The sequence below is a fragment of the Escherichia sp. TC-EC600-tetX4 genome (assembly GCF_019356055.1).
Classification (GTDB): domain Bacteria; phylum Pseudomonadota; class Gammaproteobacteria; order Enterobacterales; family Enterobacteriaceae.
In genome coordinates this window covers 117412-136648 of sequence record NZ_CP079924.1, presented here as the reverse complement: position 1 = coordinate 136648, position 19237 = coordinate 117412, and the positions used below count along the sequence as shown (strand labels likewise).

General features: G+C 54.1%; 15 protein-coding genes and 2 pseudogenes. 8 read left to right on the top strand and 9 right to left on the bottom strand.

All coding sequences use genetic code 11. The annotated features are described in order from the left end of the window. Nucleotide 1: 1 nt before the first annotated feature. The 4 genes from lyxK to araD are packed head-to-tail and all read left to right on the top strand — an operon-like array spanning nt 2 to nt 3699. Nucleotides 2–1498, top strand: a complete 1497-nt coding sequence (gene lyxK, locus KXD89_RS00650) for an L-xylulokinase (protein WP_000196054.1) — start codon at nt 2–4, stop codon at nt 1496–1498. Continuing rightward, nucleotides 1495–2157, top strand: a complete 663-nt coding sequence (ulaD, locus tag KXD89_RS00645; protein WP_000089481.1) for a 3-keto-L-gulonate-6-phosphate decarboxylase UlaD — start codon at nt 1495–1497, stop codon at nt 2155–2157. The genes lyxK and ulaD overlap by 4 nt, the downstream gene beginning before the upstream one ends. Then, a complete protein-coding gene (locus KXD89_RS00640) occupies nt 2150–3010 on the top strand; it encodes an L-ribulose-5-phosphate 3-epimerase (protein ID WP_001350555.1) in 861 nt (286 codons plus the stop codon). Before ulaD ends, KXD89_RS00640 begins: the two co-directional genes overlap by 8 nt. Further along, nucleotides 3004–3699, top strand: a complete 696-nt coding sequence (gene araD / locus KXD89_RS00635) for an L-ribulose-5-phosphate 4-epimerase (protein WP_000893142.1) — start codon at nt 3004–3006, stop codon at nt 3697–3699. Before KXD89_RS00640 ends, araD begins: the two co-directional genes overlap by 7 nt. A 31-nt stretch (nt 3700–3730) precedes the next feature. Here the strand turns inward: araD and KXD89_RS00630 are convergent. Beyond that, nucleotides 3731–3832: pseudogene (locus KXD89_RS00630) on the bottom strand (AraC family transcriptional regulator); the annotation flags it as partial. A 3-nt stretch (nt 3833–3835) separates the two neighbouring features. Between KXD89_RS00630 and KXD89_RS00625 the strand changes: the two are divergent. Then, nucleotides 3836–4024: pseudogene (locus KXD89_RS00625) on the top strand (hypothetical protein); the annotation flags it as partial. A 21-nt stretch (nt 4025–4045) separates the two neighbouring features. On the opposite strand, the gene KXD89_RS00620 reads toward KXD89_RS00625, so the two are convergent. Then, nucleotides 4046–4786, bottom strand: coding sequence for a MipA/OmpV family protein (locus tag KXD89_RS00620; RefSeq protein WP_000906819.1), 741 nt, complete (start codon nt 4784–4786; stop codon nt 4046–4048). 123 nt (nt 4787–4909) lie between these two features. On the opposite strand from KXD89_RS00620, the gene KXD89_RS00615 reads away from it, so the two are divergent. Beyond that, entirely contained in the window at nt 4910–5884 is a 975-nt protein-coding gene (locus tag KXD89_RS00615) for a LysR family transcriptional regulator (protein WP_000164036.1), read from the top strand. Here the strand turns inward: KXD89_RS00615 and KXD89_RS00610 are convergent. Continuing rightward, complete coding sequence (locus KXD89_RS00610; RefSeq protein ID WP_000364884.1) at nt 5881–7017, bottom strand: HlyD family secretion protein; 1137 nt, start codon at nt 7015–7017, stop codon at nt 5881–5883. The two genes, KXD89_RS00615 and KXD89_RS00610, sit on opposite strands and share 4 nt — an antisense overlap. 5 nt (nt 7018–7022) lie before the next feature. Further along, nucleotides 7023–7346, bottom strand: coding sequence for a DUF3302 domain-containing protein (locus tag KXD89_RS00605; RefSeq protein ID WP_000478195.1), 324 nt, complete (start codon nt 7344–7346; stop codon nt 7023–7025). Between the two features lie 182 nt (nt 7347–7528). Here KXD89_RS00605 and KXD89_RS00600 point away from each other — a divergent pair, with 182 nt between their 5' ends. Continuing rightward, nucleotides 7529–7672 carry a hypothetical protein gene (locus KXD89_RS00600; protein WP_001066080.1) on the top strand — a complete coding sequence of 48 codons (144 nt, stop codon included), beginning with the start codon at nt 7529–7531 and terminating at the stop codon, nt 7670–7672. A 218-nt stretch (nt 7673–7890) separates the two neighbouring features. Here KXD89_RS00600 and aldB read toward each other — a convergent pair whose 3' ends face one another. The 5 genes from aldB to KXD89_RS00575 form a co-directional block, all read right to left on the bottom strand. Continuing rightward, the gene (gene aldB / locus KXD89_RS00595; protein WP_000183980.1) at nt 7891–9429 is read right to left on the bottom strand and encodes an aldehyde dehydrogenase AldB; all 1539 of its coding nucleotides are present in this window, start codon (nt 9427–9429) and stop codon (nt 7891–7893) included. A 164-nt stretch (nt 9430–9593) separates the two neighbouring features. Continuing rightward, entirely contained in the window at nt 9594–10745 is a 1152-nt protein-coding gene (gene yiaY, locus KXD89_RS00590) for an L-threonine dehydrogenase (protein WP_063090514.1), read from the bottom strand. A 189-nt stretch (nt 10746–10934) separates the two neighbouring features. Continuing rightward, nucleotides 10935–12779 (bottom strand): selenocysteine-specific translation elongation factor, encoded by a 1845-nt coding sequence (gene selB, locus KXD89_RS00585; RefSeq protein ID WP_000582468.1) that lies wholly within the window; start codon nt 12777–12779, stop codon nt 10935–10937. After that, entirely contained in the window at nt 12776–14167 is a 1392-nt protein-coding gene (gene selA / locus KXD89_RS00580) for an L-seryl-tRNA(Sec) selenium transferase (protein WP_000206275.1), read from the bottom strand. Before selA ends, selB begins: the two co-directional genes overlap by 4 nt. 97 nt (nt 14168–14264) lie before the next feature. Then, the gene (locus KXD89_RS00575; protein WP_000779792.1) at nt 14265–14873 is read right to left on the bottom strand and encodes a glutathione S-transferase; all 609 of its coding nucleotides are present in this window, start codon (nt 14871–14873) and stop codon (nt 14265–14267) included. Between the two features lie 227 nt (nt 14874–15100). On the opposite strand from KXD89_RS00575, the gene KXD89_RS00570 reads away from it, so the two are divergent. Continuing rightward, on the top strand, nt 15101–19234 hold the full coding sequence (locus tag KXD89_RS00570) for an RHS element protein RhsA (RefSeq protein ID WP_000015300.1): 4134 nt from the start codon (nt 15101–15103) through the stop codon (nt 19232–19234). Nucleotides 19235–19237: the final 3 nt, after the last annotated feature.

The following is a 19237-nucleotide window of genomic DNA, read 5'->3' as shown; positions in this document are numbered from 1 at the left end:
CATGACGCAATACTGGCTGGGGTTAGATTGTGGCGGTAGCTGGCTGAAAGCCGGGCTGTATGACCGCGAAGGCCGGGAGGCAGGCGTGCAGCGCCTGCCGCTGTGCGCATTAAGCCCGCAGCCAGGCTGGGCAGAGCGCGATATGGCAGAACTGTGGCAATGCTGCATGGCTGTCATTCGCGCCCTGCTTACTCATTCTGGTGTTAGCGGGGAACAAATTGTCGGTATCGGCATCTCCGCACAGGGAAAGGGCTTGTTTTTGCTGGATAAAAACGACAAACCGCTCGGGAATGCTATTTTGTCCTCGGACCGCCGGGCGATGGAAATCGTTCGTCGCTGGCAGGAAGATGGCATCCCGGAAAAACTCTACCCGCTGACCCGACAAACCTTGTGGACCGGGCATCCGGTGTCGCTGTTACGCTGGCTGAAAGAGCACGAACCAGAACGCTACGCGCAAATTGGCTGCGTGATGATGACGCACGACTACCTGCGCTGGTGTTTAACTGGCGTCAAAGGCTGTGAAGAGAGCAATATTTCCGAGTCCAACCTCTACAACATGAGTCTTGGGGAATATGACCCGTGCCTCACCGACTGGCTGGGGATCGCTGAAATCAATCACGCCCTGCCGCCTGTTGTCGGATCTGCCGAAATCTGCGGGGAGATCACCGCTCAGACAGCCGCCCTGACCGGTCTGAAAGCGGGTACGCCCGTTGTTGGCGGCCTGTTTGATGTGGTTTCCACCGCACTCTGCGCCGGGATCGAAGACGAATTTACCCTCAATGCGGTGATGGGGACCTGGGCGGTGACCAGCGGCATAACCCGCGGTTTACGTGACGGTGAAGCGCATCCGTATGTCTATGGTCGCTACGTTAACGATGGTGAATTTATCGTTCACGAAGCCAGCCCTACCTCTTCCGGCAACCTCGAATGGTTTACCGCACAGTGGGGAGAAATCTCGTTTGATGAGATCAATCAGGCCGTTGCCAGCTTGCCGAAGGCTGGGGGCGATCTCTTTTTCCTGCCGTTCCTGTACGGCAGCAACGCCGGACTCGAGATGACCAGTGGTTTCTACGGGATGCAGGCCATTCACACCCGCGCGCACCTGTTGCAGGCCATCTATGAAGGGGTGGTGTTCAGCCATATGACCCACCTCAACCGAATGCGCGAACGTTTTACTGATGTTCACACCCTACGCGTCACTGGCGGCCCGGCGCACTCCGATGTCTGGATGCAAATGCTGGCGGACGTCAGCGGTCTGCGTATCGAGCTGCCGCAGGTGGAAGAAACCGGCTGCTTTGGTGCGGCCCTTGCCGCCCGCGTCGGCACCGGGGTTTATCACAACTTCAGCGAAGCCCAACGTGACTTGCGACACCCGGTGCGCACCCTGCTGCCAGATATGACCGCCCATCAGCTTTACCAAAAAAAATATCAACGTTATCAGCATCTCATTGCCGCACTTCAGGGCTTTCACGCCCGCATTAAGGAGCACACATTATGAGCCGACCACTTCTGCAACTGGCCCTCGACCACTCATCACTTGAAGCCGCGCAGCGCGACGTGACGCTGTTAAAAGACAGCGTCGATATCGTCGAAGCGGGCACCATTCTCTGTTTAAACGAAGGGCTTGGCGCGGTGAAAGCCTTGCGCGAACAGTGCCCGGACAAAATCATCGTTGCTGACTGGAAGGTCGCCGACGCTGGTGAAACGCTCGCGCAACAGGCGTTTGGCGCAGGCGCTAACTGGATGACCATCATCTGCGCCGCGCCGCTCGCGACGGTAGAAAAAGGCCACGCAATGGCACAACGCTGCGGGGGTGAAATTCAGATAGAGCTGTTCGGTAACTGGACGCTGGACGACGCCCGCGACTGGCATCGTATTGGCGTGCGGCAGGCCATTTATCATCGCGGTCGTGATGCACAGGCCAGCGGGCAACAGTGGGGCGAAGCCGATCTGGCACGCATGAAGGCGCTTTCAGATATCGGCCTTGAGCTTTCCATTACTGGCGGGATTACCCCTGCTGACCTGCCGCTGTTTAAAGATATCCGCGTGAAAGCGTTTATTGCCGGGCGGGCACTGGCAGGCGCGGCAAATCCGGCGCAAGTGGCTGGCGATTTCCATGCGCAAATCGACGCTATCTGGGGAGGTGCGCGTGCGTAATCATCAGTTAGGGATTTATGAAAAAGCGCTGGCGAAAGATCTCTCCTGGCCGGAGCGGCTGGTGCTGGCAAAAAGCTGCGGTTTTGATTTTGTCGAAATGTCGGTGGATGAAACCGACGAACGGCTCTCACGTCTTGACTGGAGCGCCGCACAAAGGACTTCGCTGGTTGCCGCGATGATCGAAACAGGTGTTGGGATCCCGTCGATGTGCCTGTCCGCACATCGTCGCTTTCCCTTTGGTAGCCGTGACGAGGCAGTGCGCGAACGGGCGCGGGAAATCATGAGTAAAGCGATTCGCCTGGCGCGCGATCTCGGCATTCGCACCATCCAGCTGGCAGGTTATGACGTCTATTACGAAGACCACGACGAAGGCACCCGGCAACGTTTTGCTGAAGGGCTGGCGTGGGCAGTCGAACAGGCGGCGGCATCACAAGTAATGCTGGCGGTGGAGATTATGGATACCGCGTTTATGAACTCCATCAGCAAATGGAAAAAATGGGACGAGATGCTCGCCTCACCGTGGTTCACCGTCTACCCGGACGTCGGCAACCTCAGCGCCTGGGGCAATGATGTTCCCGCCGAACTGAAACTGGGCATTGACCGTATCGCCGCGATCCACCTGAAAGACACCCAGCCAGTCACCGGGCAAAGTCCCGGACAGTTCCGCGACGTGCCGTTTGGCGAAGGCTGCGTCGATTTCGTTGGCATCTTCAAAACGCTGCATAAACTGAACTATCGCGGTTCTTTCCTGATTGAGATGTGGACCGAAAAAGCCAAAGAGCCGGTGCTGGAGATTATTCAGGCGCGGCGTTGGATTGAAGCGCGTATGCAGGAGGCTGGATTTATATGTTAGAGCAACTGAAAGCCGACGTGCTGGCGGCGAATCTGGCGCTTCCCGCTCACCATCTGGTGACGTTCACCTGGGGCAATGTCAGCGCGGTAGACGAAACGCGGCAATGGATGGTAATCAAACCTTCCGGCGTCGAGTACGACGTGATGACCGCCGACGATATGGTGGTGGTTGAGATAGCCAGCGGTAAGGTGGTGGAAGGCAGCAAAAAACCCTCTTCCGATACACCAACGCATCTGGCGCTCTACCGTCGCTATGCCGAAATTGGCGGTATTGTGCATACCCACTCGCGCCACGCCACCATCTGGTCACAGGCCGGGCTGGATCTCCCCGCCTGGGGCACCACCCACGCCGATTATTTTTACGGTGCCATCCCCTGCACGCGACAGATGACCGCAGAGGAGATTAACGGCGAATATGAATATCAGACCGGCGAAGTGATCATTGAAACCTTCGAAGAACGTGGCAGGAGTCCGGCACAAATCCCGGCGGTGCTGGTGCATTCTCACGGCCCGTTCGCATGGGGTAAAAACGCCGCCGATGCCGTGCATAACGCCGTAGTACTCGAAGAATGCGCCTATATGGGTCTATTCTCGCGCCAGCTTGCGCCGCAGCTCCCTGCGATGCAAAACGAACTGCTGGATAAGCACTACCTGCGTAAGCATGGGGCCAATGCCTATTACGGGCAGTAATCCCTCACGCCGGGGCTTCATCGCCCCGGCACTACGAATTGATATGTTCCTTGCTGTAACGCCGCTTCCACGCTGCTGGCGTTAAACCAGTATGTTTCTGAAAAATCTGCCGGAAATAGCCAACGTCATTAAACCGTATTGCATGGAGCAGGCCGACAACGTCGAGTCACTGCATAACCTGTTGCTGCCCGCCGATGCGCCATTTACGACATTTGAAGGCAAGGGATTGTTCAGCCATAAGATCCTGATTCAGACGCCAGGTTCCCGGTATGAACAGAGCAATCCAGAGCAACAACCTTTGTGGCATTACGACGGAGCACCAGCCGCACCGACATCCACCGGTGAATTAAAAACGCCAGCTCACCCCGGTGACAAAGGTAAAACTCTCATTACGATCAATCATCGGGCTGTCGGTAATCTCTTCCGGCAGCTCGCTGTATCCTGCGCTCGCCATCAATACGACGTGCTCTCCTATCGGGTATTTTGCCGTCAGGCTGACATAGGGCACCCAGGCATCCTGCGCGGAATAACTTGCCAGACCGCTACGACGGGACTCACTCTCTGAAATGCCATAGTAATAGTCACTGAAATTCTCGTCATAATAGAGAACGCCCAGCGCAGGTGTCAGCGACAGACGACCTATCTGCATTTTGTGGAATACCGATAGCTCCCCCACCCAGCCGTTGCTGTTATCCAGAACGTCCGCAGCTGCAGAGGCTTTCACGGTTCCCCAACGCTCGTGGTGATACCAGGCAACCCCCGCCATAGCCGTACTATCACGCTTATCAAGCTGTTGCATGGCATAATCGTCATTATCGGTAGGGTCAAATTCCAGCGGCATCCAGGATGCGGTCAGGCTAAGTTCATTTTTTTCACTTTGCGACAGAATAAAACCTAACGTGGTCTGACGAACATAAAAAGTATCACCTTCATAACTAATCAGCGGAATTGCCTTCGTATTTTCATTATAACCGCGATAAGGCGATTCATTATAAGCCGCACCAGCACCAATGGATAATTCAGAAGCAGTTGCGCTTGCCATAAAAGGCAACGCAAATAACGCCACAATATTGCGATTAATTAACATGTCCGGTATTCCATTTTAAAATAAGATAAAAAAGAGTCGGCATAATAATGCTTACAATTTCTCCGGTGCAAGATTCATATTTATATAGTAATATATAAAATTATATATAATTGGGCTGTTGCGATGACAAAATTACAACTTAAGTACCGGGAGTTAAAAATTATCTCGGTAATCGCTGCCAGTGAAAATATCAGCCATGCCGCGACTGTACTTGGCATCGCACAGGCCAACGTCAGCAAATATCTTGCTGATTTTGAATCAAAAGTGGGTTTAAAAGTCTTTGACCGAACCACCCGGCAGCTGATGCTCACACCTTTTGGCACCGCGCTGTTACCGTACATCAACGACATGCTGGACAGAAACGAGCAACTTAATAATTTTATTGCAGATTATAAGCATGAGAAACGTGGTCGGGTCACCATCTACGCCCCAACCGGCATAATTACCTATTTATCCAAACATGTAATCGATAAAATTAAAGATATCGGTGATATCACCTTATCGCTAAAAACCTGCAATCTTGAGCGTAATGCCTTTTATGAAGGCGTCGAATTTCCTGATGATTGTGATGTTTTAATCAGCTACGCTCCACCAAAAGATGAATCGCTGGTTGCCAGTTTTATTACCCAATATGCCGTAACCGCTTATGCCAGCCAGCGCTATCTTGAGAAACATCCCATTAGCCGTCCTGACGAACTCGAACATCACTCCTGTATTTTGATCGACTCGATGATGATCGACGACGCGAATATCTGGCGCTTCAACGTCGCCGGGAGTAAAGAGGTGCGGGATTATCGCGTGAAGGGAAATTACGTTTGCGACAACACGCAATCTGCGCTGGAGCTGGCACGAAATCACCTGGGGATTGTGTTTGCGCCAGACAAAAGTGTGCAGAGCGACCTGCAAGACGGCACGCTGGTGCCCTGCTTTCAGCAACCCTATGAATGGTGGCTGGATCTGGTGGCTATCTTCCGTAAACGGGAATACCAGCCCTGGCGGGTCCAGTATGTGCTGGATGAAATGCTGCGTGAAATTCGCCACCAGCTTGCTCAGTCGCAGCAACTGCGGCCTGAACAAGCGGCGGAAAGCGAAGATTAATGATCGAGATAAAGGTAATGCACCCAGCTGGTCATGCGTAATAGCACTTTGCGCATCACCGAGACATGGCTGAAATGATCAGAGTAAACCGCCACCTGGGCGTAAATACCGTCTGGTAAAGCGCTCAAATCAGTGTGCTCATCCAGTTCAATGGTCGCGATAACGCCATCTGAACCCGGCGCTGTGTTTAACGTCTGTAAGGTGCCGGTCGACTGATAAGCTCCGCCGGGAACGGCTGGACTAATGGCTGCCAGCTTACCGCTGAATACCTTACCTGGCAGAGCATTAAACACCACTTCCGCATCGTCGCCAGGAGCCAGTCGCAGCAAGGAGTTCTGACGGAACTGCGCCACGATTTGTCGTTTCTGATCGGGTATAAACACCATCACCGGACGTAGCGGCAGCGACGCGGCATAGGTACCCGGACGAATCAGTACCTGGGTCACATAACCATCGCTCGGCGCACGCACTATCGTCTGCTCAAGGTTATATTTTGCTTCCGCGAGCTGTGCTTTCAGGCTGGCGATTTGAGAATGTTCACCCAACACCAGGCTATCCAGCTGGCTCTGGATCTGTTTTTGTTCCGCCGCCGATGACTTCACGGAGGCTTCCTGCGCCAGATAATTTTGCCGCGCCACATCGATATCGCGTTCTGAAAACGGGTTTACTTTCGCCTGGCTGCCACGTGCGTAACGCTGATACTCTTTAGCGAATTTATCCCGCGTGGCCTTTGCCTGCTGAGTATTCGCCGCCATCTCATCTAACTCTGCGCCCAACGCCCGCTGTTTATGTTCTGCGGTAACGATATCCGCCATCAGCCGATCCACCCGCGCCTGATAACGCGTCGGGTCCAGTCGAAATAGCACCTCACCTTTTTTAATCAGCGTATTTTTCTTATCCGTCACTTCAATCACCACACCAGTCACCTGTGGGACAACAGGAATAGAAATAACCGCTTTTTGCGCTTTAAAGGTATACGGATGGTTATAGTTCATTAACAGAATTAGACCGCTGACAATAAATATTCCACCCAGGGCCGCTGTGGGAATGGTCCATTTATTTACGGGAATTTTGAAGATCTTAAACATTGCCCATGCAAAAGCCACATAGGTCAAAATAATCAGTAAATCCATAAGTATTACTCGGCAGAAGAGGATTTGATGTCGGCGAGCTGTTTCTCCAGCCCGGCAATGCGCTGTTGCAGTTGCATAACGGATGAATCATGGCTTTGCATTCCCCATCCCCGCTCCGGGCGGTAAAGCGTGGCCCAAATCCACAAAAACGGCCAGATAACATGTAACGTAAAAAGACTCACCCAACCAGCAACATGAATGGCGTCGGCATGAGGATGATTACGTTTTTTGGCAATCAGGTAGGGAATATCATGTAAAATAATGATCCCATAGAAGATCACCAGAAATACAAAAATAAGCACTCCCAGTGCAAAATAGTCCAGGAACATATTTCCCTCAAAGAATATAAAAAAGAACAATTAACGCATATTATGAAATGCCATGATGCAGTGCAATTTCCTTATTTATATAACGACATATTGTTTTTTATATACTTTCTTAAATGTGCTGTCTGGTTTTTCAACAGGACGAGGTTTATCATATTGAAATAGTGGAACTATTGGCCAAACTAATGAATAACTCCAGTAAAACATCCACAGTACAGATTAAGCGTATTAAACCTTCAATTATCTACCGTTTATTGCTGATTGGCCTCGGATCACCAATGGTGATTTACGGCCTGGTTCGCCCGCTCACCATCGAAACGCGAGATTAAACTCCTGACAAAACACGCCCCAGAAACGTACTTCTGTTGGCGTAGTCTGGGTTATTGCGCACGTAGGTTTAAAACGTAAATTGTAACAACGTGCGCTTTGTTTATGCCGGATGCGGCGTGTACGCCTTATCCGGCCTACGGTCAGGTTCCCGTAGGCATGATAAGACGCGTAAGCGTCGCATCAGGCAATGAATACCCAATGCGACCAGCTTCTTATATCAGAACAGCCCCAACGGTTTATCCGAGTAGCTCACCAGCAGGCACTTGGTTTGCTGGTAATGCTCCAGCATCATCTTGTGGGTTTCGCGACCGATACCTGATTGTTTGTAGCCACCAAACGCCGCATGTGCCGGGTAAGCGTGATAACAGTTGGTCCACACGCGCCCAGCCTGTATGCCGCGCCCCATCTTATAGGCCAGATTACCGTTGCGGCTCCAGACGCCCGCGCCCAGGCCATATTGCGTATCGTTCGCCAGCTCCAGCGCTTCTTCCATCGTTTTGAAGGTGGTCACCGCCAGCACCGGGCCAAAAATCTCCTCCTGGAACACCCGCATATTGTTCTGACCAAACAGAATCGTCGGTTCGAGGTAGTAGCCGTCTTTCAGTTCACCTTCCAGCAGCTTGCGCCGCCCGCCTGTGAGCACGTCAGCGCCCTCTTTTTTACCGATATCAATGTAGTTGAGGATGGTTTCCAGTTGCCCGTGAGAAACCTGCGCGCCCATTTGCGTCACGCTGTCGAGCGGGTTACCGCTACGAATGCTTTCGACACGGCGGATGGCGCGTTCCATAAAGCGTTCGTAGATAGATTCCTGCACTAAAGCACGACTCGGACAGGTGCAAACTTCGCCCTGGTTAAAGGCAAACAGTGCAAAGCCTTCCAGCGCTTTATCGAAAAAGGCATCTTCTTCATCCATCACATCAGCAAAGAAGATATTTGGCGACTTACCGCCCAACTCCAGCGTCACCGGAATAATGTTTTGCGTTGCGTATTGCATAATTTGTTGGCCCACTTCCGTTGAGCCGGTAAACGCCACTTTGGCGATGCGTTTCGAGGTCGCCAGATATTCGCCAATTACCCCACCTGCGCCATTGACCACGTTCACCACGCCCGGCGGCAGTAAATCACCGACAATTTCCATTAGCAGCAGTACAGAAAGCGGGGTAAGACGTGCGGGTTTCAGCACCACACAGTTGCCCGCCGCCAGCGCGGGAGCCATTTTCCAGCTCGCCATCAGCAGCGGGAAGTTCCACGGGATAATCTGCCCCACCACGCCTAACGGTTCATGGAAATGATAGGCCACGGTTTCGCTATCAACTTCACTGATCCCACCTTCCTGCGCCCGAATACACGAGGCGAAATAGCGGAAATGGTCAATCGCCAGCGGTACATCCGCAGCACTGGTTTCGCGAATGGGTTTGCCGTTATCCCAGGTTTCAGCTGTCGCTAACAGCTCGAGGTTTTGTTCCATTCGATCGGCAATCTTAAACAGAATCGCCGCACGATCCTGCACCGAGGTGTGCGCCCATTTATCTTTCACTTTGTGCGCAGCATCCAGCGCCAGATCGATGTCTCGTTTGCCCGAAGACGCCACTTCGCACAGCAGCTGCCCGGTCACCGGCGTCAGATTCTGGTAATACTCGCCGTCGGCAGGGGCTACCCATTCGCCGCCAATAAAGTTGTCATAGCGGGCTTTTAACTTGAGGGGGAAACCATACTCGCCGGGCTTAATCTGTGCTGAAGGGGGATTATTGGTCATGATCGTCTCCTTGCGGTGTGAGGTATAACAAGGGTAGACGTGACTGGCGAAATCTTCGCCAGTCGGTAACAGCTTTACGACAGCTATCACGAATTTACGGGCAAGGGTTACAGAGATAGTTGAAAAAGCGGCTAACAATTTGCCAGCCGTTGTGGAAATGATGATTACATCGCTGCGCGATAAATCGCCACAATTTCTTCGTGAGTTGCCTGGATCGGGTTAGTAAAGCCACAGGCATCTTTCAGGGCATTAGTCGCCAATACCGCGAAATCTTCTTCTTTCACGTTCAGGTCGCGTAGGCCTGCCGGGATATCCACTTTCTTCGCCAGTTCACGGATGGCGTTAATGCAGGCTTCAGCACCTTCCGCGTCGTTTTTACCTGTCACGTTCACGCCCATTGCAGCGGCACAGTCACGCAGACGTGCAGCGGCGACTTTGCTGTTGAATACCTGAACGTGCGGCAGCAAAACGGCGTTACATACACCGTGTGGCAGGTTGTAGAAACCGCCCAGCTGGTGCGCCATCGCATGAACATAACCCAGAGAAGCATTATTGAACGCCATACCGGCGAGGAACTGGGCATAAGCCATTGCTTCACGCGCTTTCGCATTACTGCCATCTTCAACGGCTAACGGCAGGTTTTCGGCAATCATGGTCACGGCTTTCAGTGCACAAGCGTCAGTGATCGGCGTGGCGGCAATAGAAACATATGCTTCGATAGCGTGCGTTAAGGCATCCATACCCGTTGCGGCGGTCAGTGACTTCGGCATACCAATCATCAGAGAGGAGTCATTGACAGAAAGCAGCGGAGTGACATGTTTATCAACAATCGCCATTTTGATATGACGCGCTTCGTCAGTGATGATGCAGAAACGGGTCATTTCAGAGGCCGTACCCGCCGTGGTATTGATGGCGATCATCGGCAGCTGCGGTTTTGCAGAGCGGTCAACGCCTTCGTAATCGCGAATATCGCCGCCATTGGCTGCCACCAGCGCAATACCTTTTGCGCAGTCGTGTGGAGAACCACCGCCTAAGGAGATCACGCTATCGCAATTATTCTCTTTAAGTAATTTCAAACCTGCGGCGACGTTTTCCGTGGTGGGGTTAGGTTGGGTGCCATCATAAATAACGCTAAAAATATTGCGTTCTTCCAGTGCTTTTTGCACATCGCCCGCCATACCTAATTTCGTTAACATATTGTCAGTGACAATTAAGGTACGGGTAAATCCATAATCTGCCATCATATTCATTGCATCAGTCAATGAATCAGCGCCGATGACATTCACAGAAGGAATAAAGAACGTTGAAGCTGTCATAACACACTCCTGAAAGTGTAAAAAAGGGCGGGCAGCTTACTGAGGATTTTCATTCGAAAATATGATCAGTATTATTGATTATCAAAATTAATCTAATAAAAAGCACATTGTATTCATTAAACAATGTGCTTTTTTTAAATTCATAAGAATTTTGTATTAATTTATTTTAAAACTTAATTAATCATTTCCTTATTTTTCCGGAAATAATAATGCGTCGCGCAATAAATGATCATTTCCACGACGACGCGTAAAGCCAATGCGGTCAAAATATTCCAGAATCTGAATTGCCAGCTTTCGGCCTACGCCTAAGCGATCGCGGAAATCCGCCGCGCAGGTTGAACCACACTCCTGATCGAGATCGCGGATCATATTGGCAAACTCGACAATCCGATCGTTACGGTAATAACGATCTTTAACGATCGCGGTAATTATTCCTTGCTGCGCCGCCTGGCGTAGAGTCAGGCGCATTGCCTGCTCGTCGGTTCCCGTCTCTTTTGCCAGGTCACGCACCCACCACGGTTCGTCACCAAACAGTGGCTCTGCTTTTTGCCAGATGGCCTGCTGCTCTTCGCTGAAGCCCGCTTTGTGATCTGGCAGATGCAGCCAGCCGTGATGGCTGTGGATGTCGCCGCTTTCGCGCATCTTTTCAATCAGCAACAGTACCAGCGCTTCATCTTCCATTGGCAACGCCATACGTCGCAGACGTTCGCGCCCAGGGCCAGGTTCATCGCGATGTTGCTCATGATAAGTCGCTAATGTGTCGAGAATTTTCCGCTGCCAGCGGGCGGCAACCGGCGCATTCAACAAGCTATAACCAGCCTGAATATAACCAGGCTGTTGCAGCAATTCGCGCATCCCTTCGCCGTTGAGCTGGCGCGCCCAGGCGAAATCCGCAAGGTTAACCGCGCCGCGTTCCAGATGAACAGATAACGCATCGGCATCGCTCTGCGCCCGTGCAAGAGACGCCAGCCATTGCAGATATTCCGGCTTACGTTTACCGCGACGCGGCGGGTTAAGCATCACGACGCGCGCTCCGGCCAGCGTGTTGCGGGCAGAGATATCGCGCAATACCAGGCGGTCGTTATCTGCCAGCCATAACGGGGTGTCGAAGACCAGTTCAGCAAGGTTATCTTCCAGCAGTGAAACGCGTCCCGTGACGTGGCTGGCGGCGTGGTGAATATGCAGCGGCTGCCACTGGGTCAGCGGTGTATGGGTTTGAAGCTCGACAATCACCCGTGTGAACGGCTCTGGCGGCACATCGGCAAGCAGCCAGTCGCCACGGTTAATCTGCTCTTTTTCCGCATCACCCGCGATGTTAAGCGCGATACGCTGCCCGGCATTGGCGGTTTCTGTTGGCTGGTTTTGCGCATGCAGCGCACGTACACGCATCGGTTTATTTACACCAGTCAGCCAGAGTGAATCGCCTACCTTCACTTCCCCGCTTAACGCCGTACCGGTGACGACCAGCCCGGCACCTTTTACGGTAAATGCGCGGTCAATCGCGAGGCGGAAACTATGTTGGCTGGCGTGCTCGCGTTCCGGCAACTGAAGCAGATGCTCGCGCAGGGCATCCATTCCCCGACCTTCGGTTGCTGCGGTGATAAACAGTTTTGCCTCAGCAAAACCGTATTCCCGCAGAACCTCCTTTACCTGGCGTTCAACCTCATCAACACGCGCTTCGTCCACGCGATCGGCTTTGGTCAGCGCCACTGTCAGCATCGGGTTACCGGTCAGCTGCAAAATCGCCAGATGCTCACGGGTCTGTGCCATCACGCCGTCATCGCACGCCACCACCAACAGCGCGTGATCGATACCACCAACGCCCGCCAGCATGTTGGAAAGAAACTTTTCATGACCGGGAACGTCGATAAAACCAGGCACGCGACCATCCGGCTGCGGCCAGTAGGCATAGCCGAGATCGATGGTCATGCCGCGCTTTTTTTCTTCCGGCAGACGGTCAGCATTTACGCCAGTAATCGCCTGCAATAAGGTTGTTTTGCCGTGGTCAACGTGTCCGGCAGTCGCAATAATCATTTCAACAACATCTCCAAAAACCGTTGCTCATCTTCAAGGCAGCGTAAATCCAGCCACAATCGTCCGTCATAAATACGACCAATCACCGGCACTGGCAATTCACGCCAGCGGGCGGCTAATGACTCAAGGTGGCTACCGCGTCCATCATGGGGTGTAAACGTTAATGCCGCGCTCGGCAGGCGATCAACCGGCAGCGAACCACTGCCAATCTGCGAAAGACATGGCATAACCTGTACCGCAAACTCCGCGCCGTAATGTGCGGCAAGGGGGGCCTGTAAACGTTGTGCCTGGATTTGAATGACCTCTGCGCTGCGGGTAAGCAGGCGCAGGGTCGGTAATTTTTCACTCAGAGCTTCAGGGTGTAAATAAAGACGCAACGTGGCTTCCAGCGCCGCGAGGGTCATTTTATCCGCGCGTAATGCACGCTTCAGCGGGTGGCTTTGCAGGCGGGCGATCATCTCTTTTTTACCAACAATAATTCCTGCCTGCGGCCCGCCTAACAACTTGTCGCCGGAGAAACTCACCAGACTGACGCCCGCCGCAATCAACTCCTGCGGCATTGGCTCTTTCGGCAAACCGTACTGGCTAAGATCGACCAGCGAGCCACTGCCTAAATCAGTCACTACGGGAACATCCAGCTCTTTGCCGAGCGCCACCAGTTCCGCTTCATCTATCGCTTTGGTGAACCCCTGAATGCTGTAGTTACTGGTATGTACTTTCATCAACAGTGCGGTATTTTCATTCACCGCCTGACGATAATCATTCGCGTGCGTGCGGTTGGTGGTCCCTACTTCGTGTAGGGTGCAGCCTGCCTGACGCATAACATCGGGAATACGAAACGCGCCGCCAATCTCCACCAGTTCGCCGCGAGATACCACCACCTCTTTTCCGCTGGCAGTGGCCGCCAACATCAATAACACCGCCGCCGCATTGTTATTGACGATACAGGCATCTTCCGCCCCCGTAATACGGCACAGCAGCTGCGCCAGCGCCCGATCGCGATGTCCGCGTCCGGCGTCGTCCAGATCATACTCGAGGGTCACTGGCGAACGCATAGCCTGCGCAACGGCTTCCACCGCGGCTTCCGCCTGTAAAGCTCGCCCAAGGTTGGTATGCAGCACGGTTCCCGTCAGGTTGATCACCGGACGCAGCGCGCTCTGCGCTTCTTTCGTCAACCGGGCATCGACTTCTTGCGCCCAGTTTTCACACCACGCAGGCAGCGTCTGGCTGCCACGAATCACTTCTCGCGCTTCGTCGAGCATCTGACGCAACAATTCCACCACGCGGGTGTGACCATAAGTATCACGCAAAGAAAGGAAGGAGCTATCGCGCAATAAGCGATCAATAGCCGGAAGTTGACTATAGAGGGAACGCGTTTCGGTTGTCATAGGAAACCTGGCTGATCAAGGCCCTCTCACACGGAGAAGGGCGTTTAACATAACCACGGATTGTAACGTGAGATGGGTCAGGAGGACATATCGCGCATCAAGCCTTTGGCGGTTCGGTGCGAGCAAAACTTTCGCGGCTAAACAGGTTTTCGACCAGTTTGACTAAGTGTGGGCGGTCGACACACCAACCTGGCGCAACGCGGCGGAAATTGAGATATCCGACGGCACAGGCAATGGCGATAGTCGCCAGATTGACCGTATCGGTTTTGAGTGTGCCATCGACCAGATATCCTTCCAGCACATCCAGACTGCGGTTGATTTTCTCCCGCTGGCGTAACAATTCATCTTCAGACTGCTGCGCCGCTGGACGCGCCTGTTCACGCACCGATACCAGCCCGGCATCCATAATGCCATCCGCCAGTGCCTCAATTTTGCGCACCCGCAACGACTCCAGCGGATCGCGCGGCAACATCGCCGGAGCGACATTCATTAATTCAATATATTCAGCGATGATCGGCGAATCAAACCAGCATTCGCCCTCTTCGGTCACCAGCACCGGCACTTTTCCTAACGGGTTAAATTGCGCCACGCCGTTGTCCGCGTTATAGGGCAGTTCATTAATAAATTCGAAAGTTATGCCCTTTTCTAACAACAGAATAGAAAGTTTGCGTACAAACGGGCTGGTGTAGCTACCGACGAGTTTCATGCCGAGTCCTTTGTGCGAGGAAAAATATCAGTATGGCCTGGTGATGGGAAAAAGGGCAGAAAATGTTGATGGTTTGTTACTTCCAAATAAATCACATATTTATCATGGTGATATAAATATTTTCCTAATTATTTCACTCTGATGGATATCTCACTTCAGGCTTTCTTATAAATCTGTAGGGTTTCGCCTGTCAGCAGACAAATAACCCGATAAAACAAGGATGAGAAATGAGCGGAAAACCGGCAGCGCGTCAGGGCGACATGACGCAGTATGGCGGTAGCATTGTTCAGGGTTCAGCCGGGGTGCGCATTGGTGCCCCCACCGGCGTGGCCTGTTCGGTGTGCCCCGGCGGAGTGACGTCCGGCCATCCGGTCAATCCCCTGCTCGGTGCAAAGGTCCTTCCCGGTGAAACCGACATCGCCCTGCCCGGCCCGCTGCCGTTCATCCTCTCCCGCACCTACAGCAGTTACCGGACAAAAACGCCCGCGCCGGTGGGGAGCCTCGGCCCCGGCTGGAAAATGCCTGCGGATATCCGCTTACAGCTGCGCGATAACACACTGATACTCAGTGATAACGGCGGCAGAAGCCTGTATTTTGAGCACCTGTTTCCCGGTGAGGACGGTTACAGCCGCAGCGAGTCACTGTGGCTGGTGCGCGGCGGCGTGGCGAAACTGGATGAAGGTCACCGGCTGGCCGCACTCTGGCAGGCGCTGCCGGAAGAACTCCGCTTAAGTCCGCATCGTTATCTGGCGACAAACAGTCCGCAGGGGCCGTGGTGGCTGCTCGGTTGGTGTGAGCGGGTGCCGGAAGCGGATGAGGTGCTGCCTGCGCCGCTGCCGCCGTACCGGGTACTGACCGGGCTGGTGGACCGCTTCGGGCGCACACAGACGTTCCACCGCGAAGCCGCCGGTGAATTCAGCGGCGAAATCACCGGCGTGACGGATGGTGCCTGGCGTCACTTCCGGCTGGTACTGACCACGCAGGCGCAGCGGGCAGAAGAAGCCCGGCAGCAGGCCATTTCCGGCGGGACGGAACCGTCCGCTTTTCCTGATACCCTGCCGGGTTACACCGAATATGGCCGGGACAACGGCATCCGTCTGTCTGCCGTGTGGCTGACGCACGACCCGGAATACCCGGAGAATTTACCTGCCGCGCCGCTGGTGCGCTATGGCTGGACGCCCCGCGGCGAACTGGCGGTGGTGTATGACCGTAGTGGCAAACAGGTGCGCAGCTTTACTTACGATGATAAATACCGGGGCCGGATGGTGGCGCACCGTCACACGGGCCGGCCGGAAATCCGTTACCGTTACGACAGCGACGGGCGGGTGACAGAACAGCTAAACCCGGCAGGCTTAAGCTACACGTATCAGTATGAGAAAGACCGCATCACCATCACCGACAGCCTGGACCGCCGTGAAGTGCTGCACACGCAGGGCGAAGCCGGGCTGAAGCGGGTGGTGAAAAAGGAACACGCGGACGGCAGCGTCACGCAGAGTCAGTTTGACGCCGTGGGCAGGCTCAGGGCACAGACGGATGCCGCAGGCAGGACAACAGAGTACAGCCCGGATGTGGTGACGGGCCTCATCACGCGCATAACCACGCCGGATGGCAGGGCATCGGCGTTTTACTATAACCACCACAACCAGTTAACGTCAGCCACCGGGCCTGACGGGCTGGAATTGCGCCGGGAATATGATGAATTGGGCCGTCTGATTCAGGAAACTGCCCCTGACGGCGATATCACCCGCTACCGTTATGATAATCCACACAGTGACTTACCCTGCGCAACGGAAGATGCCACCGGCAGCCGGAAAACCATGACGTGGAGCCGTTACGGTCAGTTGCTGAGCTTCACCGACTGTTCCGGTTATGTAACCCGTTATGACCATGACCGCTTCGGGCAGATGACGGCGGTGCACCGCGAGGAAGGGCTGAGTCAGTACCGCGCATACGACAGCCGTGGACAGTTAATTGCCGTGAAAGACACGCAGGGCCATGAAACGCGGTATGAATACAACATCGCCGGTGACCTGACCGCCGTCATTGCCCCGGACGGCAGCAGAAACGGGACACAGTACGATGCGTGGGGAAAGGCCGTCCGTACCACGCAGGGCGGGCTGACGCGCAGTATGGAATACGATGCTGCCGGACGGGTCATCCGCCTGACCAGTGAAAACGGCAGCCACACCACCTTCCGTTACGATGTACTTGACCGGCTGATACAGGAAACCGGCTTTGACGGCCGCACACAGCGTTATCACCACGACCTGACCGGCAAACTTATCCGCAGCGAGGATGAGGGTCTGGTCACCCACTGGCACTATGACGAAGCAGACCGCCTCACGCACCGCACCGTGAAGGGTGAAACCGCAGAGCGGTGGCAGTATGACGAACGTGGCTGGCTGACAGACATCAGCCATATCAGCGAAGGGCACCGGGTGGCGGTGCATTACAGGTATGATGAGAAAGGCCGGCTGACCGGTGAGCGTCAGACGGTGCATCACCCGCAGACGGAAGCACTGCTCTGGCAGCATGAGACCAGACATGCGTACAACGCGCAGGGGCTGGCGAACCGCTGTATACCGGACAGCCTGCCCGCCGTGGAATGGCTGACCTACGGCAGCGGTTACCTGGCAGGCATGAAACTCGGCGACACACCGCTGGTGGAGTACACCCGCGACCGCCTGCACCGGGAAACGCTGCGCAGCTTCGGCCGTTATGAACTCACCACCGCTTATACCCCTGCCGGGCAGTTACAGAGCCAGCACCTGAACAGCCTGCTGTCTGACCGCGATTACACCTGGAACGACAACGGCGAACTCATCCGCATCAGCAGCCCGCGCCAGACCCGGAGTTACAGCTACAGCACCACCGGCAGGCTGACCGGCGTTCACACCACCGCAGCGAATCTGGATATCCGCATCCCGTATGCCACAGACCCGGCAGGTAACCGCCTGCCCGACCCGGAGCTGCACCCGGACAGCACCCTCAGCATGTGGCCGGATAACCGTATCGCCCGTGACGCGCACTATCTTTACCGGTATGACCGTCACGGCAGGCTGACAGAGAAAACCGACCTCATCCCGGAAGGGGTTATCCGCACGGATGATGAGCGGACTCACCGGTACCATTACGACAGTCAGCACCGGCTGGTGCACTACACGCGGACACAATATGAAGAGCCGCTGGTCGAAAGTCGCTATCTTTACGACCCGCTGGGCCGCAGGGTGGCAAAACGGGTGTGGCGGCGTGAACGGGACCTGACGGGCTGGATGTCGCTGTCACGGAAACCGCAAGTGACCTGGTACGGCTGGGACGGCGACCGGCTGACCACAATACAGAACGACAGAACCCGCATCCAGACGATTTATCAGCCGGGGAGCTTCACGCCACTCATCAGAGTTGAAACCGCCACCGGTGAGCTGGCGAAAACGCAGCGCCGCAGCCTGGCGGATGCGCTTCAGCAGTCCGGCGGCGAAGACGGTGGCAGTGTGGTGTTCCCGCCGGTGCTGGTGCAGATGCTCGACCGGCTGGAAAGTGAAATCCTGGCTGACCGGGTGAGTGAGGAAAGCCGCCGCTGGCTGGCATCGTGCGGCCTGACCGTGGAGCAGATGCAAAACCAGATGGACCCGGTGTACACGCCGGCGCGAAAAATCCACCTGTACCACTGCGACCATCGCGGCCTGCCGCTGGCCCTTATCAGCAAGGAAGGGACAACAGAATGGTGCGCAGAATACGATGAATGGGGCAACCTGCTGAATGAAGAGAACCCGCATCAGCTGCAGCAGCTTATCCGCCTGCCGGGGCAGCAGTATGATGAGGAGTCCGGCCTGTATTACAACCGCCACCGCTATTATGACCCGCTGCAGGGGCGGTATATCACTCAGGATCCGATTGGGCTGAAGGGGGGATGGAATTTTTATCAGTATCCGTTGAATCCAGTTACGAATACAGATCCTCTGGGGTTAGAAGTTTTTCCTAGACCATTCCCCTTGCCAATTCCATGGCCCAAAAGCCCTGCACAGCAGCAAGCAGATGATAATGCTGCAAAAGCATTGACAAAATGGTGGAACGATACAGCATCACAAAGAATATTTGACTCTCTAATATTGAATAATCCGGGACTAGCATTAGATATAACAATGATAGCTTCTCGTGGAAATGTTGCAGACACAGGGATAACTGATCGTGTCAATGACATAATAAATGACAGATTCTGGAGTGATGGGAAAAAACCCGACAGATGTGACGTACTTCAGGAACTAATTGATTGTGGTGATATTAGTGCTAAAGATGCAAAAAGCACACAGAAAGCCTGGAATTGTCGTCACTCCAGACAGTCAAACGATAAAAAAAGATAGCCC

What these genes read in the sequence shown, in the direction of transcription:
- lyxK (WP_000196054.1), top strand. Translation starts at nt 2, where the DNA reads ATGACGCAATACTGGCTGGGGTTAGATTGTGGCGGTAGCTGGCTGAAA.
- ulaD (WP_000089481.1), top strand. Translation starts at nt 1,495, where the DNA reads ATGAGCCGACCACTTCTGCAACTGGCCCTCGACCACTCATCACTTGAA.
- araD (WP_000893142.1), top strand. Translation starts at nt 3,004, where the DNA reads ATGTTAGAGCAACTGAAAGCCGACGTGCTGGCGGCGAATCTGGCGCTT.
- KXD89_RS00620 (WP_000906819.1), bottom strand. Translation starts at nt 4,786, where the DNA reads ATGTTAATTAATCGCAATATTGTGGCGTTATTTGCGTTGCCTTTTATG.
- KXD89_RS00615 (WP_000164036.1), top strand. Translation starts at nt 4,910, where the DNA reads ATGACAAAATTACAACTTAAGTACCGGGAGTTAAAAATTATCTCGGTA.
- KXD89_RS00610 (WP_000364884.1), bottom strand. Translation starts at nt 7,017, where the DNA reads ATGGATTTACTGATTATTTTGACCTATGTGGCTTTTGCATGGGCAATG.
- KXD89_RS00605 (WP_000478195.1), bottom strand. Translation starts at nt 7,346, where the DNA reads ATGTTCCTGGACTATTTTGCACTGGGAGTGCTTATTTTTGTATTTCTG.
- KXD89_RS00600 (WP_001066080.1), top strand. Translation starts at nt 7,529, where the DNA reads ATGAATAACTCCAGTAAAACATCCACAGTACAGATTAAGCGTATTAAA.
- aldB (WP_000183980.1), bottom strand. Translation starts at nt 9,429, where the DNA reads ATGACCAATAATCCCCCTTCAGCACAGATTAAGCCCGGCGAGTATGGT.
- yiaY (WP_063090514.1), bottom strand. Translation starts at nt 10,745, where the DNA reads ATGACAGCTTCAACGTTCTTTATTCCTTCTGTGAATGTCATCGGCGCT.
- selB (WP_000582468.1), bottom strand. Translation starts at nt 12,779, where the DNA reads ATGATTATTGCGACTGCCGGACACGTTGACCACGGCAAAACAACCTTA.
- selA (WP_000206275.1), bottom strand. Translation starts at nt 14,167, where the DNA reads ATGACAACCGAAACGCGTTCCCTCTATAGTCAACTTCCGGCTATTGAT.
- KXD89_RS00575 (WP_000779792.1), bottom strand. Translation starts at nt 14,873, where the DNA reads ATGAAACTCGTCGGTAGCTACACCAGCCCGTTTGTACGCAAACTTTCT.
- KXD89_RS00570 (WP_000015300.1), top strand. Translation starts at nt 15,101, where the DNA reads ATGAGCGGAAAACCGGCAGCGCGTCAGGGCGACATGACGCAGTATGGC.